This window comes from Janthinobacterium sp. GW460-12-1-14-LB5 (assembly GCF_059423585.1).
The window spans coordinates 70,631-97,171 of the sequence record NZ_JBWKYD010000010.1 but is presented as its reverse complement, the minus strand read 5'-3'; the positions used below and the strand labels follow the sequence as shown (position 1 = coordinate 97,171).

Genomic DNA, 26,541 nt, shown 5'->3' with positions numbered 1-26,541 from the left:
TCTTCCTTTGCCTGGAGAACGCAGTGAGTACCGTCAGTACCGTCGATGCCATCCACCTGAAGACCCTGTACAGCGAGCACCACGGCTGGCTGTATGGCTGGCTGCGCGGCAAGCTGGGCAACCGCGCCGAGGCGGCCGACCTGGCGCAGGACACGTTCTTGCGCCTGCTGGGCAAGCGCGAGGTGACACCGCTGGCGCCCCTGCGCGAGCCGCGCGGCTACCTGGCGACCATCGCGCGCGGCTTGCTGATCGACCGCTACCGGCGCCAGGCGCTGGAGCAGGCCTACCTGGAAGCGCTGGCGCTGCAGGCAGAACCAACATCGATGTGCGCCGAAACGCATGCCATCATCATCGAAACCCTGCTCGCCGTCGACCGCCTGCTCGACCGCCTGGGCGCGCGCACGCGGACCATCTTCCTGCTGGCGCAAATCGAAGAACTGAGTTACGTGGACATCAGCCGGCGCCTCGGCGTCTCCCTGCCGACCGTGAAAAAGCACCTGGTGCGCGCCTACACGGAATGTCTGATGCTGGCGGCCGCCTGATGTTCGCCTCATCCGCCTCCGCTGCGTCAACCATCCCCCGCAAGGTGCTGGCCGCTGCCGCCCACTGGCATGTGGAGCGCCAGTGCGGCAGCGCCGACCCGGCCGCCCTGCAGGCATGGCGCGACGCCAGCGCCGAGCATGAACGGGCCTGGGAGCTGCTGCAGCGCATGGACGGCCAGCTGGGCGCGATACCGGCAGCGCTGGCGATTCCGGCCCTGCAGGCGGCGCAGCAGCGCCGGCGCGCGGCCGCCAGGATACTCGCCGTGCTGGTCGCGGCCGGCGGCGGCATCGCGCTGGGCCAGGCGGGCTTGCAGTCCGCCCCCTGGCAGGCATTGACGGCGTCCTTGCGCACGGCGCCGGGCCAGCGCCGCCATGTGGCGCTGGCCGATGGCGGGCGCCTGGAAGTCAATACGGATAGCGCCCTGGATGTCGCTTACAGCGCCACGCAGCGCCGTATCCGCCTGCACCATGGCGAAATCATGATCACGACGGCGCCCGATGCGCGCCCCTTCCTCGTCGATACGCCGCACGGCGTGATCCGCGCGCTGGGCACGCGCTTCGGCATACGCTGCGACGGCGATGACAGCACCGTCAGCGTCTTCGAGCACGCCGTGGAAGTGCGCTGCGCGGCGCGCCCGGACGCCGTGCGGCGCCTGGAAGCGGGACAGCAGCTGCGTTTCAGCGCCACTGGCGCGGATAGTGTGCAGGCCACGCAAGCGCACCAGGACAGCTGGCTGCGCGGCATGCTGGTGGCGGCCGACTGGCCACTGCAACAGCTGGTGCAGGAACTGGCGCGCTACCGGCGCGGTCGTCTCGTCTGCGACGCCGGCGTGGCGCGGCGCCCCGTCACGGGCACTTACCGGCTCGACGATATCGACGCCGTGCTGGAAAGCCTGTGCGCCTCGCACGGGCTGCAAGTGACGTACTTCACGCGCTACTGGGCCACGGTGGCGGCCCGTTCAACGTAACTATTTTCAGTTTTTTTGCGCCAGGGGTTGGTGTTTTGCCCGGCTGCTTCGGCTTCACAAGTAAGAAGCCGATTCATTGGCCATTTTCTTATCCCTCTGAGCAGAAAGACCGAGCATGCAGCTGACCACCCCCGTCCTCCATCCCGCCGCGCGCGCCATCCGCCTGGCCGTCATCGCCATGGCTTGCGCCGCCCCCGCCGCCTCCATCGCCGCGCCCGCCCTGGCGCAAGGCCAGGCCGCCGCCGCCACGGCGCCGCAAGCCTACGCCGTGCCAGCCGGCCCGCTGGCCACCGCCCTCAACGATTTTGCCGTCGCCGCCGGCGTCAGCCTGTCGACCGATCCCGCGCAGACGCGCGGCTTGCGCTCGTCCGGCGTGCGCGGCAGCTTCAACGTGGCCCAGGGCTTTGCCCAGGTACTGGCCGGCAGCGGCCTGGAAGCGGTGCAATTGCCGAACGGCGCCTGGGTGCTGCGCCAGGCGGCGCCAGCGTCCGCCCCGGCGGCGGGCACGGAAAAGACCATGGCCCCCGTGGTCGTGAACGCCAGCATGGAGCGCGACCCCGTCAGTGAACACAGCAACTCGTACGCGGCGCGCGCCGTCACCGTCGGCAAGGGCGTGCAAACGCTGCGCGAGATTCCCCAATCGGTCAGCGTCGTCACGCGCCAGAAGATGGATGACCAGAACCTCAACACCATCGACGCCGTGCTGGCCAATACCACCGGCATCACCATGTACGACAGCCCGATGGGCGGACGCTATGTGTATTCGCGCGGCTTCATGGTCGAAACGTACCAGTTCGACGGCGTCAACCGCGCCATGTTTTACCCGCAGGCGAACAGCTTTACCAGTAATACGGCCATGCTCGATCGCGTGGAAATCGTGCGCGGCGCCACGGGCCTGCTGCAAGGCACGGGCTCGCCGGGCGCGGCCATCAACATGGTGCGCAAGCGCCCGCTGGCGGAAAAGCAGGTGCAGCTGGCACTCAGCGCGGGCCGCTGGAACGACGTGCGCGGCGAAGTCGACGTCACCGGCCCCCTGAACGAGTCGGGCAGCATCCGCGGCCGGGCCGTGGCCGCGAGCGAGCAGCGCGATTATTTCTATGATGTGGCCGACAGCCGCACGGACGTGCTGTATGGCGTGCTGGAATTCGACCTGGCGCCGGGCAGCAAACTGACGACGGGCGCCAGCTACGAAAAGCTGAAGTCGACGCCATTCTTCTCCGGCATGCCCCGCTACCTCGATGGCAGCGACCCGAAACTGCCCCGCTCGACCTACCTCGGCGCCGACTGGAACCGCTGGGACAGCCGCCAGACGGCCGCCTTTGCCGAATTCGAACACCGCTTCGATGCCGACTGGTCGCTCAAGGCCAGTGCCAACTACACGCGCGAACAGCATGACGTGAAATACATGTTCAGCCTGGGCGCGCTCAATCCCGCCACCCTGGCCGGCATGATGATGTACACCGGCGTGTTCGACTACGGCAGCACCAACAAGGGCATCGACCTGTCGCTCGATGGCAAATTCAACGCCTTCGGCCGACGCCACGGCTTCAGCGCCGGCGTCAGCACGAACCGGCTGGAAAGCGACAGCGATTACAGCCTGGCCATGATGAAGCTGCCCAATGGCGCGCTGCAACCGAATCACGGCGTGGCAGAACCGAGCGATGCATGGATACGCAAGGAAAAGTATGGCGGCGCTCACAGCCTGACGACCATGACGCAGACGGGCGCGTATGGCGTGGCCCGTTTCAGCCTCAGCGACCCGCTCACCGTGGTGGCGGGCGCGCGCGTGTCGAACTACAAATGGAGCAGCGTGTACCGCGACACGGGCGAGGTGTACATCGACCCGTACCGCGAAAACGGCGTCGTCACGCCGTATGGCGGCGTCATTTACGCATTCGACAAGCGCTGGTCCGGCTACGCCAGCGTCTCCGACATCTTCCAGCCGCAAAACCAGCGCACGGCCGAAGGCGCCCTGCTCGATCCGCTGAAAGGCCGCAACCTGGAAGTGGGTGTCAAGGGTGAACTGTTCGACGGCAAGGTCAATACCTCGCTGGCGCTGTTCCGCATCGAGCAGCGCAACCGCGCCGAGACCGATCTGGTCAATACCTGCTCCAGCGGCACGGAGTGCTATTTCTCGGCGGGCAAGGTGCGCAGCGAAGGCGTCGACGCGGAAATCAGCGGCGAAGTGGCGCCGGGCTGGCAGCTGTTCGCCGGCTACACCCTGAACAATTTTAAATATCTGGAGCAGACCTCGATTGTGGGCGTGATGTTCGCCAGCACTTACTCGCCGCGCCACATGCTGCGCGCGTGGAGCGACTACCGCCTGCCGGGCGCCTTGCAGAAGTGGAGCGTGGGCGGCGGCGTGAACTTCCAGACGGAGAGCTCGCGCACCACGCGCGACGTGACCGTGGCGCAGGGCGCGTATGCTTTGTGGAGCGCACGTGCCGCGTACCAGATCGACCGCAACTGGACGGCGTCGCTGTCCGTGACGAACTTGCTCGACAAGCGCTACTACCAGACGGTAAGCGCGCCCGCATGGGGCAATTTCTACGGCGAGCCGCGCAAGGCGCAACTGACCTTGCGCGCGCGTTTCTAAGCCAGCTTATGCCGGAGGACGCAATGGCGCCTTCGGCAGCGGGATGAATTCCGTCTCGCCCGGCACTTGTCCCATGCGCTGGGCGCTCCAGTCGTCAGCCGCCTGCGACAGGCGCTCCTTGCTCGACGAGACGAAGTTCCAGAACAGGAAGCGGTGGCCGTCCAGCGGCTCGCCGCCGATCACGACGAACTGCACCGGGCCGCCGCCTGCCGTCACGACAGGCACCTTACCCTCCTCCAGCAAGGCCATGGTATGCGGCACGAGCGCCACGCCATCGACCAGCACCTCCCCGCTAACCGGGTAAATCGCCGCTTCCGCCGGCAAGCCCTCCAGCCGCAACGTGCGCCCCGCCTGCAGCGCCACGTCCAGGTACAAGGTCTGCATGTAGGTGCGCACGGGCGAGGTCTGGCCAAACGCCGTGCCGATCAACACCTTGACGACGGCGCCATCGAGCGCCACGACGGGAATGTCGGCCTGCGGCGTGTGCGTGAAACTCGGTTCATCCTCTTCGTGCGCCTTCGGCAGCGCGGCCCACAGCTGCAAGCCGTGCGTGCGGTGCGGCTGGCCGGCCAGGTCGTGCGGCGTGCGCTCGGAATGCACGATGCCGCGCCCGGCCGTCATCCAGTTGATGGCGCCCGGTTCGATGCGCTGGTACGAGCCGATGCTGTCGCGGTGGTCGATCGCGCCCTCGAACAGATAGGTGACGGTGGCCAGGCCGATATGCGGATGGGGGCGCACGTCGTGGTCGGCGTCGGGCGCCACGTCGATGGGGCCGAAATGGTCGAAGAAGATGAAGGGGCCGACGGCCTGTTTGACGGCGGAAGGCAGCAGGCGCCGCACGACGAAGCCGCCGCCCAGGTCCTTTTCGTGGCTTTTCAGGATGGCCGCGCTCATGCCAGCACCGTCGTGATTTCCGTGGTGACGGCCGTCATCAGCTTGTGGATCGGGCATTTGCCGGCCACGGCCAGCAATTCCTGGCGCTGCGCATCCGTCAGCTCGCCCGTCAGGTGCAAGGTAGCGGCCAGGCGGTACACGCCCTTGCGCTCTTCGCTGGCATCGCGCTCGGTCGACACTTCCACGTGTTCCAGCGGGATGCCCTTGTGTCTGGCGTACCAGACGACGGTGAGCGCCTTGCAGGCCGACAGGGCCGCGTCGTACAGGTCGTGCGGCGACGGGCCGGCATCGCCGCCGCCCTCCTCCACCGAGGCGTCGGCAGAAATGATGTGATCGCGCACGTGCACGATGTGGCGCATGGCTTGCGACTGGTCGCGGATGGCTTTGATGGTCATGGCGTTCCTTGGTGCGTTTGGAAAGCCACAATTTACACCGTTTGGCCGCTTGGCGCAGCCCGCTCCCTGCCAACTTGCCTAATCGAGCGTGCGCGCCACCCTGAAGCCGACGATATCGTTCGACAGCACGGTGGAAAAACCGTTGCGCAGGGCCGAGCGCAGGTAGCGCGGGTGGTACAGCCAGGAGCCGCCGCGCAGGATGCGCCGGCTGCTGTCGCTGCCCTCTTCCCATGCGCTGCCGTCGACGGGCGCGCCTGCGTAATTGTCGTGCACCACGTCCTGTACCCATTCCCACACATTGCCATGCATGTCGAACAGGCCCCAGGAATTCGGCGCGAAGGTGCCCAGCGGCGTGGTGCCGCCCCGGTACACGCCGCGCGGGCCGCCGTTGTACACATACAGGCCATCATAGTTGGCTTGCTCGGTGCTGATGGTGTCGCCCACGTTGAAGGCCGTGCGCGTGCCGGCGCGGCAGGCGTACTCCCATTCCGCTTCGCTGGGCAGGCGGTACTGCCGCCCGGTGCGCTCGCTCATCCACGCCAGGTACAGCTGCGCGTCATTCCAGCTCACGCCCACCACCGGATGCTGGTCGTTCTGCACGAAGCCGGGATTGTCCCAGTCCGTCTCGGAACCGCCCGCCCAGCCGGTCGCCTTGACGAAGGCGCGCCATTCGCCCACGCTGACGGGATGCCGGGCCAGCGCGAACGGGCGTTCGATGCCGACCCAGTGCTGCGGCATTTCGCGCTCCAGCCAGGCCTGCTGCGAGCCGGCCTGGATGGCGGCCTTGTGTTCCGTCTCGTGCGCGCCCATCTGGAAACGGCCGCTGGGAATGAGCACCAGTTCCGGCCCCTGTCCCGAACCATCGAGGAAATCGTCGCGCAGGATGCCTTCCGCATTGGCCACCGGTTCCGCGTGCTCCTGCTCTGGCACTGGCGCCGATGCCGGCGCGGGGACGGCGGCGGCGCGGCTGGCCTCCTCGCGGCGCGCCCGTTCCTGCTCCGCGCGGTAGGCAGCTTCCGCCTTGGCGACGATGGCCTTGCGCTGCAATTCCTGGTGCTCCTGCAGCGCCATCGCCGCATCGGCTTCGCGGCGCGCGCGCAGCTGGCCGCGCAGTGCCTCCTTGCGCAGCTTGCGCGCCTCTTCCGCCTCGAAATGGCGCTGCGCTTCCTGCTCGCGGCGCAGTTTATCCTGCCGCTGCTTTTCCAGCGCGGCGGCCTGGATTTCCGCCTTGCGGCGCTGGTCCAGTTCTTCCTGGCGTATCCGGGCCCGCTTGATCTCTTCCTCGCGGGCCTGCTCGGCGGCCAGCGCCGCCTCCTTTTGCTGCTGCGCCGCGCGCGCCTGCTGCTGGCGCGCCTGCTCCGCCAGTTCTTCCGGCGACGGCCCGGCCGCGCGGTCCAGGTTTTCCAGCAAGGCTTGCACGGATTGCGGGCGCAATTCCGGCGTCAGCGAAAAGCCGTTCTGCAGCACTTGCCACTGTTGCGCGTTCAGCGCTTGCGGTGCCGACGGCAGATGGCTGGCGCTGCGCGTGTCGTCGAACGGCATGCGCCCTTCGAGCATCTGGTAAATCATCACGGCCACCGCATACACGTCCAGGCGCGGGCTGGGCTGGCGCTGGTTGGCGCCGGCCTCGGGCGCCCGGTAGCCGTGCGTGCCCGCATTCGGCATCTCCAGCGCCAGACTGCTGTCCGCATTGCGCACGCGCGATGCGATGCCATAGTCGAGCAATTTGACGTCGCCCTTCGCCGTCAGGAAGACATTGCCAGGCTTGATATCGCGGTGCACCAGCTTGTGCTTTTCCCACGCATACGACAGCGCGTCCGCCACCGGCTGCAGCAATTGCTGCACGGTGGACAGGGGCAGCGCGCCCTGGCGCCCCAGGTAATGCTCGAGGTCTTCGCCATCAAGGCATTCCATGATGATGAAATAGCTGGCCGTGGCCGGGTCCTGCGCCCACTCGTAGACGCGCACGATGTTTTCATGCGCGAGTTTGCGCGCCTGCGTCGCTTCCTCGATCAGCAGCTTGGCATGCGTGGCGCTCTGCGTCAGCTGCGGCGGCAGGATCTTCAGCGCCACCATTTCGCTGCTGCCCAGCTCCGCGTGCGTGGCCAGGTCGGTCGCTTGCCACACCTGCCCCATGCCGCCCGTGCCGATCAGCCGTTCGAGCCGGTAGCGGCGGTTTTGCGGGCCGATTTCCTGGCCCGTCATGAAGCCCAGCTCCGTGCCCTGGCGTACGGGCAACGGCGCGGCCGCGGGAGCCGCGCCGGGCGGCGCGTACTCGGCGTCGAGAATGGCGTTCTTGCGGCGTTCAAATTCCTGCTCGCTGAGCAGCCCGTCGTCGTGGAGGGCGCGCAGTTCCCGCAGTTTGTCTCGTGCTTTTTGCATCATCTGGGGTGAAACGCTTCCATCAAGGCTGCAGGGCGACACCGCAGGCGGCGCAGAATTTATCTTCCGGGTGGCCCGCGCGCTGCGCATGGCCATTCTTGCAGCGCGCCGGCGCGGCAGCGGCAGCCACCGGCTGCAGCGCCTGCGCCACGGCCACGCCCAGCTGCGCCTGCGCCGACAGCCCGTGCGCGTGCGCCGCGTTCTGCAGGTTGATCAGGTCGAGCTGCTGGCGCCGTTCGCGCTCCGCCTGGCCTTCCAGGTAGCTGCGCTCCTGCGCCACGCTGTCCTGCGCCATGCGCATGGCGTCCAGCGGCGCGACGCTGTTCTCGGCCGCCGCCAGCGCCGCCAGCGCGTGGATCTGCTCGGCGCTCATGCCCGCCTGCAGCTGCACTTTCAGCACTTGCGCCAGCGCGGCCGCATTCTGCCCGGCGGCCATGGCCACCTTGCCCGTGTCGCTCAGCGAGCCGATTTTCTCGATGCGGTCGATGTCGATGCGCGCCAGTTCGGCCGCATGCGCCTGCTGCGCCAGCAGGGCTTCATACTCTCCCTTCCAGCGCGCGTAATCGCTTTCGCGCTGCTGCGCCATGGCCAGCAAGTCGCGCTGCCATTGCGCTTCCTGTTCCAGCTGGCGCAGCTGCTGGCGCTGCTCCTCGATGGCCAGCGCGTCGAGCTGCGCCAGTTGCGTTTGCTGCTGCAGCTGGCGCGCGTGCACGCCGTCCGCCTCGATGGTGCGCAGCAGCTTTTCCTGCTGCGCGATGGCCTCTTCGCGCGCGCCGCCGCGCCGCAGCGCCGCGACCTTTTCCGCGATTTCCGCCGCCTGCACCTGGGCCGCCTCGTCCTTGTGCGCCTCGGCGCGCAGCAATTCGCGCTGGCGCGCCAGCTGCATCTGATCTTCCCACTCCTGCACCCGCTCGGCCTCGCGCTTGCGCGCCGCATTCGCCAGCATCAGGCCCTGCCAGGCCGCCTGGTGCTGCTCCGCCTCCAGCTGCGCCTCGCGCTGGGCAGCATCCGCCTCCGCCTGGCGCAGGCGCGCCAGCTGGGTGCGGCGGCCCGTCTCGTCGTCGATCAGCAGCGCGCTTTCCACCTGCTGCGCGATCGACTGCAAGTGCACCTGGTGCGTAAAGCGCTGCTGCGCCAGCTGGATCTGTTCGCGCCCATGCAGCTGCGACAATTCCAGCTCGCTGCGCATCTTGATGGCGGCCAGCGCCCGCACGTGCTCCCAGTTGGCCGCTTCATCGGCGCGCTGCGCGCCCTTCTGCGCCAGCTCCCGTTCCAGCTCGCCCAGCGCCAGCGCGGCGCCGTGGTCGAGCGCCTGGCGCCGCGATTTCGCTTCCAGGATGCGGCCATACAGGTCGATCTGGCGTCCGCGCAGTGCTTGCAGGCGCTCCGCTTCCTGGTGGCCCAGCTCGGCCTTTTCCAGCGTCGCATCCTGCGTCAGTTCGGCGCGCCGGTGCGCATGGCGCGCCGCCAGTTCTTCGCGGCGGATGCGCTGCCATTCTTCCTCGTCATACAGCTGGTCGAGCTGCTTCATGCGCTCCAGGCTGTGCTGTTCCAGCGCCTGCGCCGGCAAGCCGCCCAGCCACAAGGTGCCGATAGCGGCATCGCCGTTGCCGTCGCGTTTGTCGTGGCGCAAACTCAGCGTTTCCACACGCGCCACGGCCAGGCCGGAAGGCGCCAGGCGCTGCGTCAGGGCCGATTGCAGGCGTTCGTTCAATTCCGGGCGCAGGTCGGCATTCGCGTCCATCTCGCGCAGCGCGCGGCTGCCGATGAATTCCAGCGCAATCTGGCGCACGGACGGCAGCAGCAAGGCGTGCAGGTGGGCGCGCGTGACGGCGCCCGGTGCGCGCATGAACTGGCGCGCGAACGCATCGGGCTGGCCCAGCGCGATATCGATACGCAAAGACGCGGCGACGTTGAGCAGTTCCGTGCTGGCCAGCCCGGGCAGATCGAATTCCAGGCTGACGGCACCGGCGCGGGCGATCAGCACTTCGGCCGGGCGCGCCGGCAGCAGCGCGGGCAGGCGGGCGAAGAAGGCGGCGCTGTCGTAGTCGCCGGCCGGTATCAAGGTGAAAGCGTCCGATTGCACGATCCAGGCGCGCGACTCGGCGGGCACCTGCAGGCGGCGCGCGGCGCTGCCGAACAGCGAGGACAGCTCGCGCACGCCGAAGAACAGGGCCAGTTGCCCATCAGCAAGATGCCATTGATTGGCATGCAGCACCGCGTCGCTGTCGGGGGCGCCCAGCGACAAGCCGCATTGCGCGCAATAGCCGGCGGCAGCGCCGTTCTTGTGCTCGCAGCGCGGGCAGCGGGCGCCGCCAAAACCAAACAATTGGAACATATGTGACTCCTGATGAGAATGATTGCGCGCGCTGGCTACCGTAGCGATTCTAGCAGGAGCGCCGGCGGCGCACGCCACATCGCGCAGTGTCAAATAATGCCATGTGGCAATTGCATTCATTTGCCCGGATACAGGGCTATTTAGCCCTCAATTCCAGCCGTCGGATCACGGGCCGCCCTCGCCGGCATTTCAGCGCCGTTTTTTTGCAGGCCATCCCGCCAAAACCACGGCTGGTCGCATGCGCATGGCGGGCAGGCGCGCCCTTGGCTACAGTGCATGCATACCCACCCGCCACCCGAAAGGAACCATCATGAACACGCAAAAAAACGCCCTGAAAAACATGGAAGCCATCTTCACCGTCGCCGTCGCCATCGCCTGCGGCGCCAGCTACGTCAGCTTCATGCAGCCATCGGTTGCCAAAACGGCCGATGTAGCACAGGCGAGCGCCATCCCCGTCGTGGTGGTGAGCGCCAAGCGCCTGACGGAACAGGAAAAGAAAATCTCGCTGATCGAAGAACGGCAAGCCTTGCTGGGCAACGCCACCGCCAGCACCCTGTGAGCCACGCATGACGACCCCACGCCGCCTGGCGCCAGTTTGAAGACCGCCGCGCCAGGCCGCCATTTGTATCCGCCACGGATACACGGACACACAGCATTGTGTCAATTGTAATAAGTTGAATCAAAGGCGATCAGCACTCCAGCAAGCGCCTATAGTCCATTTCACGCAATCACCGAAATGGAGCACATCATGAAACCCATCGCACTCTACGCAGCAGCCATGCTTGCCATCAGCACCGCGGCCTTCCTGCCCGCGCAGGCCATGGCACAGAATCAGCTCGGCGTCAGCATTGTCGTCGGCAACGCCCCGCCTCCGCCACGGTTTGAAAGCGTGCCCGCGCCGCGCGCCGGCTATGTCTGGGCGCCCGGCTACTGGAACTGGGATGGCCAGCGCCATGTCTGGAACAATGGCGAATGGCTGCGCGAACGGGGCGGCAACCAGTACCGCCGCGCCGCCTGGATACAAGAGAACAACCGCTGGCGCCTGGACCGTGGCGGCTGGGTCGCCGCACAGGTGCAGCCCGTGCGCTATGACGAGATCCGCATCGCCCCGCCGCCGCCGCGCCGCGAAGCCATCCCGCGCGCCCGCCACGGCTACATCTGGGCACCCGGCCACTGGGAATGGCGCAGCCAGCGCTACGCCTGGACGCCAGGCGTGTGGATCGCCGAACGCCCCGGCTACGTGTATGCGCCGCCCGCCTGGAACCAGCGCGACGGCCGCTGGCAGATGGAGCAAGGCCGCTGGTCGCCACGCGGCCCGAACGGCGACCGCGACCGCGACGGCATCCCCAACCGCTATGACCGCGACAATGGCAACCGCCACGACCGTGACGGCGACGGCATACCGAACCGCGACGACCGCCGGCCCGATAATCCGCGCCGCAATTAATACGCGACTGTAGTCCCCGCCAAGGCCACCCATCGCGGTGGCCTTGTCATTCTCCCGACATATCCGTCCATTAAAATCGCGCGACGAACAATCACACTGCGCGAGAAAGATTCACGATGGCGATGGAAACTGCCGGTTTTACCTACGGCTCGGACACCTCGGGCCTGGTCTGGGGCTTCCTGTTTGGCCGCGACGGGCCGCCGCTGGCGCTCGACTCGACGGCCGCACTGGCCTGGCTGGCCGACGGCGCGGCGCGGCCGGCGCAGGAATTCGTCTGGCTGCACTTTAATTTGTCGCATGCGGCCAGCGAAAAATGGCTGATGGCGCATACGCAGCTGGCCGGTGAATTCTATGAAACCCTGCACCAGGGCTCGCGCTCGACGCGCATCGAACAGGCGGAAAACACTCTGATCGCCGTAGTCAACGATGTGGTGCACAATTTCTCGTTCGAGGCGTCCGACATTTCCACCATGTGGGCCAGCGTGGCGCAAAACCTCGTCATCACGGCGCGCCGCGCCCCGCTGCAGTCGATCGAGCGCCTGCGCCAGGCCGTCATCAAGAACCACGAGCCGATCCGCTCGTCGGTGGAACTGCTGATCCACCTGCTGCGCGACCAGGCCGACGTGCTGGTCAACATCGTGCGCGATGCCGTGGCGCGGGTCGACGATATCGAGGACCACTTGCTGGCAGGACGCCTGGTACCGAAACGCGCAGACCTGGGCGGCATGCGGCGCGTGCTGGTGCGGCTGCAGCGCCTGCTGGCGCCGGAGCCGGCAGCCCTGTTCCGCCTGCTGCAGCGCCCGCCCGCATGGGTGTCGGAGCTGGACAGCCTGGAATTGCGCCAGTCGACGGAGGAATTTTCGGTGGTGCTCAGCGATATGTCCTCGCTGCAGGAACGCATCAAGCTGCTGCAGGAAGAGATCGCCGCCAGCGTCAACGAGGAAAACAGCCGCAGCCTGTTCGTGCTGACCATCGTCACCGTGCTGGCCTTGCCGATCAATATCATCGCGGGCATGCTGGGCATGAATGTGGGGGGAATTCCGCTGGCCCAGCACCCGCAGGGCTTCTGGATCATCGTCGCCATCATCGTCACATTTACCGTCGTGGCGGGATGGCTGGTGGTGCGCGTGCAACGCAATAGTTGATTATTGGAAACACGGCCTGGCAGGCGAACGGCAGGCGCCGTCCGCCATCACTGCTTGCCGCGCTCAGCGGTGGTATTCGCCGGCCCGCTCGGGCTGGTAGACGATTTCCTCGATCTTCACCTTTACCACGCCGCCCGGCATGGGCCAGGCGATGCTGTCGCCGACGGACAGGCCCAGCAGCGCGCTGCCGACGGGCGCCAGCACGGAAATGCGGTCGGCCTGGCCTTCCACATCCTTCGGATACACGAGCGTCAGGCAGAATTCCTCCTTGTTTTCCACCGTGAAGCGCACGGTGGAATTCATCGTCACGACGGTGGGCGGAATCTCCTGCGGCTCGAGCACTTCGGCACGGCCCAGCTCATCGAGCAAGGCGGCCTTGTCCGGCGACAAGTTATTGCCCAAGGCATACAACAACGCTTCCAGTCGTTCCAGGTCCTGTGACGACAAAATAATTTTTGGTTTTTTTTCCAAGATATCCTCACTATTGATCATTAGGGCGACGTCCGGTTTTGCTGGCGGCAGCTTGCTTGGCCGCGGCAGACAAAATAAACAGCATCAGAACGTCCATCATCAGCGGATTATGGACGAACTCGCGGAGCAAGGCCATAGCGTTCTCGCATTCTTCATTAAAATTTATTAAAATCAATGACTTGCAATGACCCATACGGACAAAAAGTTAATCCGCGCCGGGATGGCCGGGGGTACTCAAGTTATTCTTCATGACATTTTGTTTACCGGCAGCATGTTTTTAGGGAAAAAAACCTGCCGCCAAAAAAAGGATTAAAATTCAGCTTGCATTATTATTAGAAAGACACGCCCCGCCTTTTCCGCTGATCTTGTCGCCTTCATTGCCGCCACCGGCGTGTGGCATGGACATTAAATTGCCGCGCGCCCTGTACTTTCACGCGGCAAAATGACAATATGTCGGCCTTAGCAACACTTAGCAACACGTTGAGAGTTCCGGCTCACTTCGGTTTTCATCAGACTGGAACGTAAAGTATGGCAGGGCGAGGCGGGATCACACGGGGCGGCGGCAAGCGGGGCCGGCAGGAGACAGCGTCATGATGGCGCCCTTGATGCTGCCTTCCGTGCAGTTGCGCGGCGACCGAATAGCCCGGCTGAACTTGCTGGCTGCGGCGGCCATGCTGGCCATGGCCAGCCTGCTGCTGATCCTCTTCCAGTTGTTTTCCCTCCAGGCATCTTTCCAGCGCGATTTGCGCATCCAGGCCGACATGCTGGCGCCCGCCGCCACCCAGGCCTTGCGCCAGGACAATCGTCTTCCAGCGCAGCAACTTCTCGCTTCCCTCCCCGCCGCCCCGCATCTGCGGCAAGCACTGCTCTACAACGCCTATGGCACGCCGATTGTCCGCTATGCGCGCAGCAGCAGCGATGCCGTGCCCGCGGCGCCGCGCAGCGGCATGCACACCGATTACCTGGACGGCAGCGCCGCCATCCTGAAGGCCTTGCCCGGCGGCGGCGCGCTATACCTGCGCGCCAGCCTGGCGCCGCTGTACGCCAGCCTGGGGCAATTTGCCGCCTTCACCCTGCTGGTCTGCCTGTGCGCGTTCGGCCTGACGTTCCTGATGGTGCGCCGCACGCGCACCGCCGCCCAGCATGCGGAAAACCATTTGCACTACCTGGCCCACGTCGATCCCGTCACGCAGCTGCCGAACCGCCATGAATTCAACGACGCCCTGGCCTATGCGCTGGCGCGCGCCGACCGCCAGGACAGCAGCGTGGGCCTGCTGCTGCTGGACCTGGACAACTTCAAGGTCGTCAACGACACCCTGGGCCACCACTGCGGCGACCAGCTGCTCAAGCTCGTCTCCGAACGCCTGGTGGCCATCCTGCGCGGCACCGACATCATCTGCCGCATCGGCGGCGATGAATTCGTCGTCATCGTCGAACCGGCCGACGACGCTTCGGAAATGGCCAGCGTGGCGCGCAAGATCCTCGCCGTGCTGGCCGCGCCGTTCGACCTCGAAGGCCACCAGCTGTATGTCAGCGCCAGCATCGGCGTGAGCCTGTATCCGTTCGATGCGCAGGACGTGGCCACCCTGACGCGCAATGCCGATACGGCCATGTACCACGCCAAGCACCAGGGCAAGAACCGCTACGCCGTCTTCAAAGCTGAAATGGAGCTGCGCGCCCAGCGCCGCCTGCGCATGGAAGCGAACCTGCGCCGCGCGCTGCAGAACGAGGAACTGTATCTGCACTACCAGCCGCAGATCGACCTGCGCAGCGGGCGCATCGTCGGCGTGGAAGCGCTGATACGCTGGAACTGCCGCGAGATGGGCCAGCTCAGTCCCGCCGAATTCATCCCCGTGGCCGAGGAAAGCGGCATCATCGTCGACCTGGGACGCTGGGTGCTGCAAAGCGCCTGCCGCCAGGCTGCCAGCTGGTGCAAGGCGGGCCTGCTCGATTCGCTGGAACACGTGGCCGTCAACCTGTCAGCCTGCCAGGCGCGCGACCCGGGACTGATGGACGATATCCGCGCCATCCTGCATGAAACGCAGCTGCCGCATGGCTTGCTGGAGCTGGAAATCACGGAAGGGGTTCTGATGGACAACGTCCACGCCAACGTGGAACTGATGCGGCGCCTGCAGGAAACGGGCATCCACCTGTCGATCGACGATTTCGGCACCGGCTATTCGTCGATGTCGTATTTAAAACGCCTGCCGATCGACCAATTGAAGATCGACCGCAGCTTCGTGCACGACCTGCCCGGCGAGGGCGAAGCCATCGTCACGGCCATCATCGCCATGGCGCACAGCCTGCACCTGAAAGTGGTGGCCGAAGGCGTGGAAACGCTGCAGCAGGTGGAGTTTTTGAGAACGGCGGGCTGCGACAACGTGCAGGGCTTTTTCTTTGCGCGCCCGATGACGGCGGCGCAGCTGACGGCATTGCTGCTGGAGCGGCGCGACTGGAGCACGCGCACGATCTTGCCGGCGTAAAAAAAGGGCAGAACCGCTGGTTCTGCCCCTGGCACCTACTTGATATTCATCAAGCCAGCTTGGCCGAATGTTCGCGCGTGGCGTGGAACGTCAGCTTCGGCCAGCGCTCTTCCGTCAGGCGCAGGTTGACGCCCGACGTGGCCAAATAGGCCATGTTGCCGGCCGCATCGTAGGCCACGTTGTGGCCCAGCGCGTTTTCGAAATCCTGCAGGATGCGCTTGTCGTCGCAGCTGACCCAGCGCGCGCTGCTGATGCTGGTGCCTTCGAACACGGCGTCGACGCCGTATTCGTTGAGCAAACGGCTGGCCACCACTTCGAACTGCAGCACGCCGACGGCGCCCAGTACCAGTTCGCCGCCCTGCACCGGCTTGAAGACCTGTACCGCGCCCTCTTCGCCCAGCTGCTGCAAGCCCTTGTGCAACTGCTTGATTTTCAAGGGATTACGGATGCGCACTGAGCGGAAGAAGTCGGGCGCGAAGTACGGAATGCCCGTAAACGTCAGCATCTCGCCTTCGGAAAAACTGTCGCCGATCTGCATGTTGCCATGGTTCGGCAAGCCGATGATGTCGCCAGCGTACGCTTCTTCCACCTGTTCGCGCGAGGACGCCATGAAGGTCACCACGTTCGACACCTTGATCTCGCGCCCCAGGCGCAAGTGCTTGACCTTCATGCCGCGCTCGAAACGTCCCGAGCACACGCGCAGGAAGGCGATGCGGTCGCGGTGGGCCGGGTCCATATTCGCCTGGATCTTGAAGACGAAACCGGTGAATGGCTGCTCGGTCGGATCGACGGAACGCACGGTCGCGTCGCGCGGGCGCGGCGCCGGCGCCCAGTCGACCAGCGCGGAGAGAATCTCGCGCACGCCGAAGTTGTTGATGGCCGAACCGAAGAACACGGGCGTCTGCACGCCGGAGAGGAATTCTTCCAGGTTGAACGGGTTCGAGGCGCCGTGCACCAATTCGACTTCCATGCGCAATTGATCCATCTCCAGCGGGAACATCTCCTGCAGGCGCGGGTTGTCGATGCCCTTGATGATTTCGAAGGCGCCGTCGGCCTTTTCCTCGCCCGCCTTGAACAGCATGATCTCGTCGTTCAGCAGGTGGTACACGCCGCGGAAGTTCTTGCCCATGCCGATAGGCCAGGTGACGGGCGCGCACTGGATCTTCAGCACCGATTCGAGTTCGTCGAGCAGGTCCAGCGGATCGCGCGTCTCGCGGTCCATCTTGTTCATGAACGTGACGATGGGCGTATTGCGCATGCGGCAGACGGCCAGCAGCTTGATCGTCTGCGCTTCCACGCCCTTGGCCGCATCGATCACCATCAGCGCCGAGTCGACGGCCGTCAGCACGCGGTAGGTATCTTCCGAGAAGTCCTGGTGGCCCGGGGTGTCGAGCAGGTTGACGACGTGGTCGCGGAATTCGAACTGCATCACCGAGGAAGCGACGGAAATGCCGCGCTGCTTCTCGATCTCCATCCAGTCCGACGTCGCGTGGCGGCCCGATTTACGCGCCTTGACGGTACCGGCCATCTGGATCGCGCCCGAGAACAGCAGCAGTTTTTCCGTCAGCGTGGTTTTACCCGCATCCGGGTGGGAAATGATGCCGAAGGTGCGGCGGCGCTGCACTTCGCGCGCGATCACGGCCGGCGCCTTGCTGCTGGCTGGCGCCGCGGCATTGTCCGCGCTGTCGGTGGAATCGGGGATGTTGATGTCGTTCTCGTTGGCCATATTGGTGACCATAATATGGCCCTCGCAAAAAACCCTCGATTTTACAGAAGGATCGGCCTTCCGTGTGAACTGCTTCACTCTGGCGAACGGCAAAATCGGCTGCGCGAATTGGCCAAGCAGCCGCGCAGTTCATCAAGGGGTCACAATCCGCAGGCAACATTGCACTGCAGAAATGTTGTCACCCTACCCTGGAAACCCGATGAAAATGCTCCTCACCCCCGCCGTCCGACTCATGCAGCGCTTGCGCCTGCTGCCCAAATTCATGCTTGTCTGCCTGGTCTTCCTGCTGCCGCTGGCGCTGGCGACCACCCTGCTGATCTCGGAACTGGGCAAATCGCTGGCCCAGGCGCAGGATGCGCAACGGGGCGTGGCCTATGTGCGCCAGCTGCAGGAAGGCACGCGCCTGCTGCAGCAGCGGCGCGGCCTCGAGCACCTGCGCCTGAGCGGCAAGGCGGGCATGGACAACACGGCCGTCAATGCGCGCGTCACGGCCGCGCTGGCGGCCCTGGCGCGCCTGCCGGCCGGCGCCGGCCTGCCGCAGGCGGCCGAACTGACGAAGCAGTGGCAAGCCCTGCTGGGCCGCCAGGCGGGCCTCGCGGCGCGCGACAGCTATGCAGCGCATACGGCGCTGCTGCGCCAGGCGGCCAAGCTGGGCCAGCTGGTGGCCGACCGTTCGCACCTGAGCCTGGACCCGGACGCGGGCGCCAACCACCTGAGCGCCGTATTTACCGCCACCCTGCCCGACCTGGCCGAGAGCCTGTCCGACATCGGCGGGCGCGGCGCCGCCTACATCGACACGGGCTTGTTCGAAGCGAATGAAGACCAGCTCGTCAACGCCAACGCCCTGATCGCGCGCCACGAACTGGAACGCCTGCCGGCCCGCTACGACGAAATCCTCGCCGCCAAGCCGGCATTGCGCGCCAGTCTGCAGCCGGCCCTGAAAGCCGTGCCGGCAGCTCTCGCCTTCCTGGAACGCACGAAGAATGAAGTGACGAATTCCTACGACCAGACGTCGGGCGCGCAATTCCACGCGGCCGGCATGCAGGCGATCGACGCCCTGCACGCACTGTCCGGCGCCTCCGCGACGGCCCTGGACAGCCTGCTGGCGCAGCGCATCGCGCGCGACGAGGCGCGCCGCGGCCTGATCCTGGCCGCCATGCTGCTGGTGCTGCTGGCCGCCGCCTACCTGTGCGCGGGCTTTTATGCCGCCTTCGTGCGCGACGTGACGCAATTGCGCGTGGCCGTCGGTGCGGCGGCGGCGGGCGACCTGTCGCAGCGCATCACCTCGCAGGCGCACGATGAAATCGGCGACCTGGTGCGCGACTTCGGCGCCATGACGCACGGCCTGGCCACCCTGGTGCAGGAAATCCGCGGCGGCGCGGCCGTCATCGCCGCCGCCGGCGCCGATATCGCCCAGGGCAACGCGGCCCTGTCCGGCCACACGGCCACGCAAGCGGACGCGCTGGGGGCCACCGTGGACTCGATGCGCGAGCTGACGGCCACCGTGGGCCGCAACGAAGCCCACGTAGGACAGGGACGCACCTTGGTGGCGACGGCGGCCGACGTGGCCCTGCGCGGCGGGCACACCGTGGGCGCCGTGGTCGAGACCATGGCCTCGATCAAGGCCAGCTCGCACAAGATCGTCGACATCATCGGCGTCATCAACGGCATCGCCTTCCAGACGAATATCCTGGCCCTGAACGCGGCCGTGGAAGCGGCGCGCGCGGGCGAACAAGGGCGCGGCTTTGCCGTCGTGGCGGCCGAGGTGCGCAGCCTGGCGCAGCGCTCGAACGAGGCGGCGCTGGAAATCAAGCGCCTGATCGGCGATTCCGTCGCCACCGTGGATGCGGGCGGCGACCTGGTCAATGCCGCCGGCAGCACCATGCGGCAAGTCGTCGATGCCGTGCAGCAAGTTGCCGTGGTGATCGGACGCATCAGCAGCGCCGGTGCCGAGCAGAATGGCGAGATCGCCCGCATCAACCAGGCGCTGGCGCAGATCGACGACATGACGCGCCAGAACGCGGGCCTGGTCGACGAGGCGCGCGCCGGTTCGCAGCGCCTGCACCAGGAAGGCGAGGCCCTGACGCAGGCCGTCAGCCGCTTCCGCCTGGGCGGACACGAGGCGCCAGCCACGCGCCAGGCACCCGCGGCGACCGTGCGCGGCGGCTTGCCCAGCGTGCGTCCAGCTGGCCTGTGGAGCGCCAACAAGCCGCGCGTCATATCACAAAATCGCGCAGAACGGCGCAAGGCTAGCTAGTCAAAAGTGTGCACGTAGGACAAGGACTACAATTTCGCCTCAAATGAGACTACAAAGTGGCGACTGCTAATCTTATGTTCGCCACTTACATAAGCTTTTAAAGTAGCTACATCGCGATCTGCACCGCGCGGTCGAAAAAAACGCTGTCACCAAATGGAGACAGCCGCTTCTTTGACCTGCAACGCGGCAATCGCACTCCGATGTAAAAAGCCTGTGAGGAAATACCATGAACCATACTCAACTTAGCACCCCGGTCCAGAAAAGCCAGTTGCTGCCGCGCGCCATGCCGGCGGCCGGACGGGAAATCAAGCTTGCGTCGCGGGTCAGCCTCAGCAGTGCCCAACAGAATGAATTGCTGGCCGCCCTGCCGCGCGCCGCGCTCGAATCGCTGTTCGAAGACCTGGAACTGGTGGAACTGCCTTTCGGCAAGGAACTGTATGCCTACGGCAATAACCTGGAATACAGCTACTTCCCCACCACCGCCATCATTTCCCTGCTGTATGTCATGGAAGACGGCGCCACGACGGAAATCGCCGTCGTCGGCCATGAAGGCGTGGCCGGTGCCTCGCTGCTGGCTGGCGAGCGCGCCATGTGCACGGCTGTCGTGCAAAGCGCCGGCTACGGCTACCGCCTCAAAACGCAGAGCTTGCGCGACGCCTTCAACCAGGGCGGCGCCCTGCCCCAGCTGCTGATGCGCTACACCAACGCCCTGTTTGCGCAAATGGCGCAGAACGCCGTCGGCGGCCGCCACAGCTCGATCGAGCAAAAGCTGTGCCGCTGGCTGCTGGACCGCCTGGACCGTTCGCCATCGAATGAATTGAAAGTCACGCAAGAGCTGATCTCCATCATGCTGGGCGTGCGCCGCGAAAGCATCACGGCCGCCGCCGGCAAGCTGCAGGAAGAAGGCTTGATTCATTACCGCCGCGGCAATATCACGGTGCTGGACCGCGCCGGCCTGGAATGCTATGCGGGCGAGTGCTATAAAGTTGCCAAGACGGAATACGACCGTTTGCTGCGCGACGTTTCACGCTGCTGATCAGGCAAGATAAATAAAAAATGGCCGGGCTGCATGCCCGGCCTTTTTTTGTCTCAAGGAAAACTACGCCTCGGCATCCGCATCGATGTCTTCCGGCTCCGGCGTCAGCGGCAGCGGAATCACGGCTTCCACGCACGTCCCCTTGCCTTCCGGCCCCTGGCGCACCGTGAGCGTGCCGCCCAGCAGCAAGGCCCGCTCGCGCATGCCCAGCAAACCGTGCGACATGGGTTTTTGCAGCGCATCGTCCGTGATGCCGATGCCGTCGTCGATGACGCGCAGCACGAGGCCGTGCTCGTTGCGCTTCAAGGTCACGCTGACCATGCCGGCCCGCGCGTATTTGAGGATATTCGTCAGCGATTCCTGCACGATACGGAACAGGGCAATCGTCAAGGTCGCTTCGCGGTTGTCGATATTGATGGCCACGTCCGTTTCGCAGCGAACCGAGCTCATGCGCGCAAAATCCTCGCAATAGCTTTCGATGGCGGCGCACAAACCCAAATTGTCCAGCAGGCTCGGGCGCAGGTCTTCGACGATGCGGCGCTTCAGTTCCACCGTTTCCAGCAAAGTGGCCTTGGCGCGGCGCAATTGCGCGGCCAGTTCCGGCTGCGTATGTGCCAGTTGCTGCGTGACGGCACCCAGGTCCATGCTGATCGAGGTCAAGTTGGCGCCCAGCTCATCGTGCAGTTCGCGTGCCAGGCGCGCCTTTTCCACTTCATTGACGCTGATCAAATGGCGCGACAGTACGGATAACTGCTCGGTACGCTTGCTGACCGTCGATTCCAGGGTGTCATTGGCATTTTGCAATGCATACTCGACGGCCGCGCGGTTCTGGAAGCTGCGCCGCACCAGCTGGTAAAACATGATCAGCACGAGGATGGCCAGGGCATTGATGCCGATGCCGAGCAGCACGGCTTTCTGGTACTCATGGTAAAAGGCGGCGCTGCCGGTCGACAGTGCCTCGTTCTGCTCGCGCGTCATGATCACCACCTGCAGGCGGATCTCGTCCATGGTGGCGCGGTCATCGGTGACACGGGAGATGTTGACGATTTCAGCCAGCCCGCCCTGCTTGTAGACATCGATAGACTGTTGCAGCATCGACATCTTGCGACGGATCAAGCTCTTTAATTGGCCCAGGTTCTTCAGCTGGGTGGGACTGCCTGCAAGCAAGGTTTGCAGCTCGTTGAATTCGTTTTCGATTTCCGTGGATGCCGTCTTCGACGGTCCCAGATAGGTTTCGGAGCCGGAAATGAAATAGCCGCGCAAGCTGCTTTCCGCGTCGAGCACGAGCACGTTCAAGTACTGCAGGCGGTCGGCCACGCGGGCGCTCTGGCTGAGCAAGGCGTTCGTGCCCTTCAGCGACTGCAAGTTATGGAAGAGACTGAAACCATTGAGTACAAGCAGCAGGGCACAAGTGACGCACAGGATCGTCTTGTACAGGGGCAGGCGGTGATTCGGGGCCGGTTCAGCGGTGAAATACATCCTGATGTGCATCCTTAGCAAGGTTCGGCGCGGGAGAAGACGCCGGCGCCGGCCAATTATAGTCCTCGCCACAGACTGCTGCACTGCACAAGTCGTGCTGGCCAGCTGGCTGAGCGATCATGTTTCCATGATCGCACCGCAACGCTAGTCAAGCAAATTGTTTTTCATTGCGTAATAGGTCAAGTCGCTGTTGGATTGCAAGCCCATTTTTTCCATGATGCGCGTACGGTAAGTACTCACCGTCTTGATGCTCAGCGACAAGGCCACGCCGATATCGGACACGGTGGCGCCGCGCGCCAGGCGCAGGAAGACCTGGAATTCGCGGTCCGACAATTCCGTGTGCAGTGCGGCATTCGTATCGCGGTCGAACGACTGCGCCAGCAATTCGCCCACGGTGGAGCTGACGTAGCGGCGTCCCTGGAACACGGTGCGCACGGCCGTCATCAGCTCGTCCGCTTCGCATTCCTTGTTCAGATAGCCATTCGCGCCCATCTTGAACAGGTTCAGCGCGTATTGCTGCGCAGGATAGCCGCTGAGGATCAGCACGGGCAATTCCGGCTGGCCCTGGCGGATCGTGCGCAAGGTATCGATGCCGCTCTGATCGGGCATGGCGATATCGAGCAGCAAGACATCGCAAATTTCGCGGCGGGCGATATCGAGCGCTTCGCGCCCCGTACCGGCTTCCGCCACCACACTGAAATCGCTTGACGACGAAAAAATCTGTTTGAATCCAGCTCGTACTATTTGGTGATCATCACAAATGGCAACGCGTATCATTGTTTCCCCTTAAATTTTCCTGGCCTGGGAAAGACTACCGGAACCTGAACGCTGCTCCGGCCTAGCGTCACTAACAAAAACGCAACATTAACATTATATTCAAAACATGGCGTGCCGTACGATACCGGCAGCGCCAGGGCTTGTACCATGCAGTATAGTCAAGCGGTATCGGACAACCCGACCTATATTGGTACAAATCTTATTTTAGCAAGTTTAAAATCGCAATTAATTCATTGCGTATCCACACGCGGTCCAGCGGCGCTTCCTGCGGCACGACGGGCACGGCCGGCAGCACTGGCAGCTCATCGGCGATGACATGCGATGCGCCACGGCTGTCGAGTTTGTTACGCGCGCCGCTGATGGTAAAGCCCTGTTCATACAGCAATTCGCGGATGCGGCGTATCAGCAGCACTTCATGGTGCTGATAATAGCGGCGGTTGCCACGTCGTTTGACCGGCTTGAGCTGGGAAAACTCCTGCTCCCAGTAGCGCAATACGTGCGGTTTGACGCCGCACAACTCGCTCACCTCGCCGATCGTGAAATAGCGCTTCGCCGGAATGGGCGGCAATGCGATCAACTCGGTTTTACTGATGCGCTCGTTCATCGCCACTCACTCAGGCAGCACGTGCCAGCGGACTGGTCTCTTCGACCATGCTTTTCAGCTTCTGGCTGGCATGAAAGGTCACGACACGGCGCGCCGTGATGGGAATCTCTTCACCCGTCTTCGGATTGCGGCCCGGCCGCTGCGGCTTGTCGCGCAACTGGAAATTGCCGAAACCGGACAATTTGACGGCTTCGCCCCGCTCGAGCGCATTGCGGATCTCGTCGAAAAAGGTCTCGACCATATCCTTCGCTTCGCGCTTGTTCAGGCCCACTTGCTCGAACAACAGTTCGGCCAGCTCCGCCTTGGTCAAGGTGGGTAAATCTTTTTCCGCTTCCTGGCGCACTTTGGCAACCAGCATGGCCCGATGTAAATCTGCGGCCAGTGCGGACTGCAGTACGGCGGAATCAACGTCGCTGTTATTAATTTTCCTGCCCTGCCTTTTCTGTGCGCCCGAGCCCGCCACATGGCAAGCTCGTCTACGGTTGACGACGGAAAGGCCGTCACGCAAAAAGCGACGGCCAGTCCGGTAATTACGAACGCAGTTTCGCGTCGTGTCCCTGCTTGGCAGCATCGATCAGGACAGCCATCAGGCCATCGACGACATCGTCTTGCAGGGTGTTTTGAGTATCTTGCAAGCTAATCCGGAAAGCAAGGCTTTTTTCATCCGTTTCCAGCCCTTTTCCACGATATTCATCAAATAAAACAATGGCTTGCACGATACGCGCTGCCGGGCTTGCCTTGGCGGCGGCATGGAAGCTGTCGAGCAGATCCTGCACTGCCACCGATTGCTTGACGACCACGGCCAGGTCGCGGCTGGCGCCAGGGAATTTCGAGATTTCCTGGTACGCGGGCACGACGCGCTGCGTCAGGGCGGCGGCGTCGACTTCGAACAGCACGGGCGCCAGCGGCAAGTCGTACTTTTGCATCCAGCGCGGGTGCAATTCGCCGATGAAACCGATGACCTTGCCGTCGAGTTCCACATTCGCCGAGCGGCCCGGATGCAGGGCCGGGTGTTCCGCCTTGCTGAAACGCAAGACCAGCGGCGCGAACAGCGCTTCCAGGTCCGCCTTCACGTCGAAGAAATCGACCGTGCGGGACGGCTGGCCCCATTGCTCGTCCGCCACCGCGCCATACGCCATGGCCGCCACGCGCTTCGGCTGGGCGTAGCCAGCCACCGACAGGGGGCCGTTTTCCACGCTGTCGTCGCGCTGGTAGATGGCGCCCACTTCGAAGATGCGCACGCGGTTCGTCTTGCGGTTCAGGTTGTAGCGCACGTTGGCGATCAGGCTGCCGATCAGCGAGGAACGCATCACGCTCATCTGGCTGGCGATCGGGTTCTGCAATTTGATCGGATTCGTGTTGCCCGAGAAATCGCGCTCCCAAGCCGCATCGACAAAGCTCATGTTAACCACTTCCTGGAAACCCAGGTCGGCCAGCACATGACGTACCGCAAACAAGGAGCGGGTATTTTCCGGTGCAATCTGCATCACGTTCGCGGCCACGGGCGGCAAGGTCGGGATGTTTTCAAAGCCGTACACGCGCGCCACTTCCTCGATCAAGTCTTCCTCGATCTCGATGTCGAAACGGTAGCTGGGCGAGGTCACGGAAAACACGCCGTCGGCCAGGGTGAATGGCAGGGCCAGGCGCGTGAAGATATCGGCGATCAGCTCATCGGTGAGCGGCACGCCGATGACTTTTTGCGCGCGCGCCGTGCGCATCGACACGGGCTGGCGTTGCGGCAAGTTCACCACGTGGTCGTCGACGGGGCCGACGGTGGTGGCTGGCGTGCCGCAGATTTCCACGATCAGGGCCGTGATGCGCTCGATGTGCTCGACGGTGGTGGCGAAATCGACGCCGCGCTCGAAGCGGTGCGCCGCATCGGTCGAGAAATTCAAACGGCGGGCGCGGCCTTGAATCGCGTTCGGCCACCAGAATGCCGCTTCCAGGTAGATGCTGTCCGTATCGTCCGACACCGAGCTGGCGTCGCCGCCCATGATGCCGGCCAGCGATTCGATTTCCTGCTCATCGGCAATGACGCCGAGCCACTCGTCGACGGCGATGGTGTTGCCATTCAACAGCTTGACGGATTCGCCCGCCTTGCCCCAACGCACGTCGAGGCTGCCATGGATCTTTGCCAGGTCAAACACGTGGCTGGGACGGCCCAGTTCCAGCATGACATAGTTGGAAATATCGACCAGGGCCGACAGCGGACGCTGGCCGCTGCGCTCGAGGCGCTGCTTCATCCAGTCCGGCGTGGCAGCCTTGGCGTTCAAGCCGCGGATGACGCGGCCCGTGAAACGGCCGCACAGGTCCGGCGCGCTGATTTTCACGGGCAGGATTTCATCGCTGGAAACCGGCACGGTGCGGAACTGCGGCGCATTCAGCGGTACGCCGGTCAGGGCCGACACTTCGCGCGCCACGCCCAGCACGGACAGGCAGTCCGCCTTGTTCGGCGTCAACTTGATGGTGAATTTCAAGTCGTTGAGCGCAAAGTAATCGCGGAAATTCTGGCCGATCGGCGCGTCGTCCGGCAATTCCATCAAGCCGGCGTTTTCTTCCGACAATTTCAATTCGCGCGCGGAGCACAGCATGCCTTGCGACTCGACGCCGCGCAGCTGGCCTACCTTGATTTCAAACGGCTTGCCATCGGCGCCAGGCGGCAATACGGCGCCCGCCATCGCGCAGACGACCTTCAAGCCCGGGCGCACGTTCGGCGCGCCGCACACGATGTTGAGCATGGTGCCCGTGCCGACATCGACCTGGCACACGTTCAGGCGGTCCGCGTTCGGATGTTTTTCCATCTCCAGGACCAGGCCCACCACCACGTTCGAGAACGGCGGGGCGACGGGATCGACGTCCTCGACTTCGAGACCGGACATGGTCAGCAGATGGGCCAGTTCGTCCGAAGTCATCTTCGGATCGACCATGGTACGGAGCCAGTTTTCGGAAAATTGCATAATCAAGCTTTCAAATGTTCAATGCGCGAGCATGCAAGGGCACG

21 protein-coding genes are annotated in these 26,541 nt (G+C 64.4%); 9 read left to right on the top strand and 12 right to left on the bottom strand.

What is annotated here, in order from left to right:
- Window positions 1-23 precede the first annotated feature (23 nt).
- The 3 genes from AC07X6_RS12385 (at window position 24) to AC07X6_RS12375 (ending at window position 4,106) form a co-directional block, all read left to right on the top strand.
- On the top strand, window positions 24-542 hold the full coding sequence (locus AC07X6_RS12385) for a sigma-70 family RNA polymerase sigma factor (RefSeq protein ID WP_494791147.1): 519 nt from the start codon (window positions 24-26) through the stop codon (window positions 540-542).
- Entirely contained in the window at window positions 542-1,510 is a 969-nt protein-coding gene (locus AC07X6_RS12380) for a FecR domain-containing protein (RefSeq protein WP_494791146.1), read from the top strand. The genes AC07X6_RS12385 and AC07X6_RS12380 overlap by 1 nt, the downstream gene beginning before the upstream one ends.
- 115 nt (window positions 1,511-1,625) lie before the next feature.
- Window positions 1,626-4,106, top strand: a complete 2,481-nt coding sequence (locus AC07X6_RS12375; RefSeq protein ID WP_494791145.1) for a TonB-dependent siderophore receptor — start codon at window positions 1,626-1,628, stop codon at window positions 4,104-4,106.
- Between the two features lie 6 nt (window positions 4,107-4,112).
- Here the strand turns inward: AC07X6_RS12375 and AC07X6_RS12370 are convergent, their stop codons facing one another.
- The 4 genes from AC07X6_RS12370 to AC07X6_RS12355 form a co-directional block, all read right to left on the bottom strand.
- Complete coding sequence (locus tag AC07X6_RS12370) at window positions 4,113-5,000, bottom strand: pirin family protein (protein ID WP_494791144.1); 888 nt, start codon at window positions 4,998-5,000, stop codon at window positions 4,113-4,115.
- Window positions 4,997-5,395: an OsmC family protein gene (locus AC07X6_RS12365; RefSeq protein ID WP_230539349.1), complete on the bottom strand. Its 399-nt coding sequence runs from the start codon at window positions 5,393-5,395 to the stop codon at window positions 4,997-4,999. Before AC07X6_RS12365 ends, AC07X6_RS12370 begins: the two co-directional genes overlap by 4 nt.
- A 78-nt stretch (window positions 5,396-5,473) precedes the next feature.
- Entirely contained in the window at window positions 5,474-7,780 is a 2,307-nt protein-coding gene (locus AC07X6_RS12360; protein ID WP_494791143.1) for an SUMF1/EgtB/PvdO family nonheme iron enzyme, read from the bottom strand.
- Between the two features lie 19 nt (window positions 7,781-7,799).
- The gene (locus AC07X6_RS12355; RefSeq protein WP_494791142.1) at window positions 7,800-10,115 is read right to left on the bottom strand and encodes a coiled-coil domain-containing protein; all 2,316 of its coding nucleotides are present in this window, start codon (window positions 10,113-10,115) and stop codon (window positions 7,800-7,802) included.
- 310 nt (window positions 10,116-10,425) lie between these two features.
- Between AC07X6_RS12355 and AC07X6_RS12350 the strand changes: the two genes are divergently transcribed.
- The 3 genes from AC07X6_RS12350 to AC07X6_RS12340 all read left to right on the top strand — a co-directional run bounded on the left by AC07X6_RS12350 (window position 10,426) and on the right by AC07X6_RS12340 (window position 12,707).
- Window positions 10,426-10,674 (top strand): hypothetical protein, encoded by a 249-nt coding sequence (locus AC07X6_RS12350; protein WP_230539346.1) that lies wholly within the window; start codon window positions 10,426-10,428, stop codon window positions 10,672-10,674.
- Window positions 10,675-10,863: 189 nt separating this feature from the next.
- On the top strand, window positions 10,864-11,562 hold the full coding sequence (locus AC07X6_RS12345; RefSeq protein WP_494791141.1) for a YXWGXW repeat-containing protein: 699 nt from the start codon (window positions 10,864-10,866) through the stop codon (window positions 11,560-11,562).
- A gap of 116 nt (window positions 11,563-11,678) precedes the next feature.
- On the top strand, window positions 11,679-12,707 hold the full coding sequence (locus AC07X6_RS12340) for a transporter (RefSeq protein ID WP_494791140.1): 1,029 nt from the start codon (window positions 11,679-11,681) through the stop codon (window positions 12,705-12,707).
- A gap of 63 nt (window positions 12,708-12,770) precedes the next feature.
- Here the strand turns inward: AC07X6_RS12340 and rnk are convergent, their stop codons facing one another.
- Entirely contained in the window at window positions 12,771-13,178 is a 408-nt protein-coding gene (gene rnk, locus AC07X6_RS12335; RefSeq protein ID WP_162835757.1) for a nucleoside diphosphate kinase regulator, read from the bottom strand.
- A gap of 10 nt (window positions 13,179-13,188) precedes the next feature.
- Complete coding sequence (locus AC07X6_RS12330; protein WP_474291839.1) at window positions 13,189-13,314, bottom strand: hypothetical protein; 126 nt, start codon at window positions 13,312-13,314, stop codon at window positions 13,189-13,191.
- 454 nt (window positions 13,315-13,768) lie between these two features.
- Here AC07X6_RS12330 and AC07X6_RS12325 point away from each other — a divergent pair, with 454 nt between their 5' ends.
- Window positions 13,769-15,661, top strand: coding sequence for a putative bifunctional diguanylate cyclase/phosphodiesterase (locus tag AC07X6_RS12325; protein WP_494791139.1), 1,893 nt, complete (start codon window positions 13,769-13,771; stop codon window positions 15,659-15,661).
- A 49-nt stretch (window positions 15,662-15,710) separates the two neighbouring features.
- Here AC07X6_RS12325 and AC07X6_RS12320 read toward each other — a convergent pair whose 3' ends face one another.
- Window positions 15,711-17,399 (bottom strand): peptide chain release factor 3, encoded by a 1,689-nt coding sequence (locus tag AC07X6_RS12320; protein ID WP_494791138.1) that lies wholly within the window; start codon window positions 17,397-17,399, stop codon window positions 15,711-15,713.
- 187 nt (window positions 17,400-17,586) lie between these two features.
- On the opposite strand from AC07X6_RS12320, the gene AC07X6_RS12315 reads away from it, so the two are divergent.
- Together AC07X6_RS12315 and AC07X6_RS12310 are read left to right on the top strand one after the other, a co-directional pair.
- Window positions 17,587-19,644 carry a methyl-accepting chemotaxis protein gene (locus AC07X6_RS12315; RefSeq protein WP_494791137.1) on the top strand — a complete coding sequence of 686 codons (2,058 nt, stop codon included), beginning with the start codon at window positions 17,587-17,589 and terminating at the stop codon, window positions 19,642-19,644.
- A 226-nt stretch (window positions 19,645-19,870) separates the two neighbouring features.
- Window positions 19,871-20,680, top strand: a complete 810-nt coding sequence (locus AC07X6_RS12310) for a Crp/Fnr family transcriptional regulator (protein WP_230539342.1) — start codon at window positions 19,871-19,873, stop codon at window positions 20,678-20,680.
- 63 nt (window positions 20,681-20,743) lie between these two features.
- Here AC07X6_RS12310 and AC07X6_RS12305 read toward each other — a convergent pair whose 3' ends face one another.
- From AC07X6_RS12305 to pheT, 5 genes are all read right to left on the bottom strand, one after another.
- Window positions 20,744-22,159: a sensor histidine kinase gene (locus AC07X6_RS12305; protein WP_230539341.1), complete on the bottom strand. Its 1,416-nt coding sequence runs from the start codon at window positions 22,157-22,159 to the stop codon at window positions 20,744-20,746.
- Window positions 22,160-22,303: 144 nt separating this feature from the next.
- A complete protein-coding gene (locus AC07X6_RS12300) occupies window positions 22,304-22,936 on the bottom strand; it encodes a response regulator (protein WP_034783185.1) in 633 nt (210 codons plus the stop codon).
- Between the two features lie 199 nt (window positions 22,937-23,135).
- A complete protein-coding gene (locus AC07X6_RS12295) occupies window positions 23,136-23,540 on the bottom strand; it encodes a MerR family transcriptional regulator (protein WP_230539340.1) in 405 nt (134 codons plus the stop codon).
- A gap of 10 nt (window positions 23,541-23,550) precedes the next feature.
- Window positions 23,551-23,898: an integration host factor subunit alpha gene (locus AC07X6_RS12290; protein ID WP_010399205.1), complete on the bottom strand. Its 348-nt coding sequence runs from the start codon at window positions 23,896-23,898 to the stop codon at window positions 23,551-23,553.
- A 172-nt stretch (window positions 23,899-24,070) separates the two neighbouring features.
- Window positions 24,071-26,497: a phenylalanine--tRNA ligase subunit beta gene (gene pheT, locus AC07X6_RS12285; protein WP_494791136.1), complete on the bottom strand. Its 2,427-nt coding sequence runs from the start codon at window positions 26,495-26,497 to the stop codon at window positions 24,071-24,073.
- Window positions 26,498-26,541: the final 44 nt, after the last annotated feature.

Bases quoted from the DNA above. Each gene is read 5' to 3' on its own strand.
- AC07X6_RS12380 (WP_494791146.1), top strand. From the start codon at position 542: ATGTTCGCCTCATCCGCCTCCGCTGCGTCAACCATCCCCCGCAAGGTG.
- AC07X6_RS12375 (WP_494791145.1), top strand. From the start codon at position 1,626: ATGCAGCTGACCACCCCCGTCCTCCATCCCGCCGCGCGCGCCATCCGC.
- AC07X6_RS12370 (WP_494791144.1), bottom strand. From the start codon at position 5,000: ATGAGCGCGGCCATCCTGAAAAGCCACGAAAAGGACCTGGGCGGCGGC.
- AC07X6_RS12365 (WP_230539349.1), bottom strand. From the start codon at position 5,395: ATGACCATCAAAGCCATCCGCGACCAGTCGCAAGCCATGCGCCACATC.
- AC07X6_RS12360 (WP_494791143.1), bottom strand. From the start codon at position 7,780: ATGATGCAAAAAGCACGAGACAAACTGCGGGAACTGCGCGCCCTCCAC.
- AC07X6_RS12355 (WP_494791142.1), bottom strand. From the start codon at position 10,115: ATGTTCCAATTGTTTGGTTTTGGCGGCGCCCGCTGCCCGCGCTGCGAG.
- AC07X6_RS12350 (WP_230539346.1), top strand. From the start codon at position 10,426: ATGAACACGCAAAAAAACGCCCTGAAAAACATGGAAGCCATCTTCACC.
- AC07X6_RS12345 (WP_494791141.1), top strand. From the start codon at position 10,864: ATGAAACCCATCGCACTCTACGCAGCAGCCATGCTTGCCATCAGCACC.
- AC07X6_RS12340 (WP_494791140.1), top strand. From the start codon at position 11,679: ATGGCGATGGAAACTGCCGGTTTTACCTACGGCTCGGACACCTCGGGC.
- AC07X6_RS12330 (WP_474291839.1), bottom strand. From the start codon at position 13,314: ATGGCCTTGCTCCGCGAGTTCGTCCATAATCCGCTGATGATGGACGTT.
- AC07X6_RS12325 (WP_494791139.1), top strand. From the start codon at position 13,769: ATGATGGCGCCCTTGATGCTGCCTTCCGTGCAGTTGCGCGGCGACCGA.
- AC07X6_RS12320 (WP_494791138.1), bottom strand. From the start codon at position 17,399: ATGGTCACCAATATGGCCAACGAGAACGACATCAACATCCCCGATTCC.
- AC07X6_RS12315 (WP_494791137.1), top strand. From the start codon at position 17,587: ATGAAAATGCTCCTCACCCCCGCCGTCCGACTCATGCAGCGCTTGCGC.
- AC07X6_RS12310 (WP_230539342.1), top strand. From the start codon at position 19,871: ATGAACCATACTCAACTTAGCACCCCGGTCCAGAAAAGCCAGTTGCTG.
- AC07X6_RS12305 (WP_230539341.1), bottom strand. From the start codon at position 22,159: ATGTATTTCACCGCTGAACCGGCCCCGAATCACCGCCTGCCCCTGTAC.
- AC07X6_RS12300 (WP_034783185.1), bottom strand. From the start codon at position 22,936: ATGATACGCGTTGCCATTTGTGATGATCACCAAATAGTACGAGCTGGA.
- AC07X6_RS12295 (WP_230539340.1), bottom strand. From the start codon at position 23,540: ATGAACGAGCGCATCAGTAAAACCGAGTTGATCGCATTGCCGCCCATT.
- AC07X6_RS12290 (WP_010399205.1), bottom strand. From the start codon at position 23,898: ATGCTGGTTGCCAAAGTGCGCCAGGAAGCGGAAAAAGATTTACCCACC.
- pheT (WP_494791136.1), bottom strand. From the start codon at position 26,497: ATGCAATTTTCCGAAAACTGGCTCCGTACCATGGTCGATCCGAAGATG.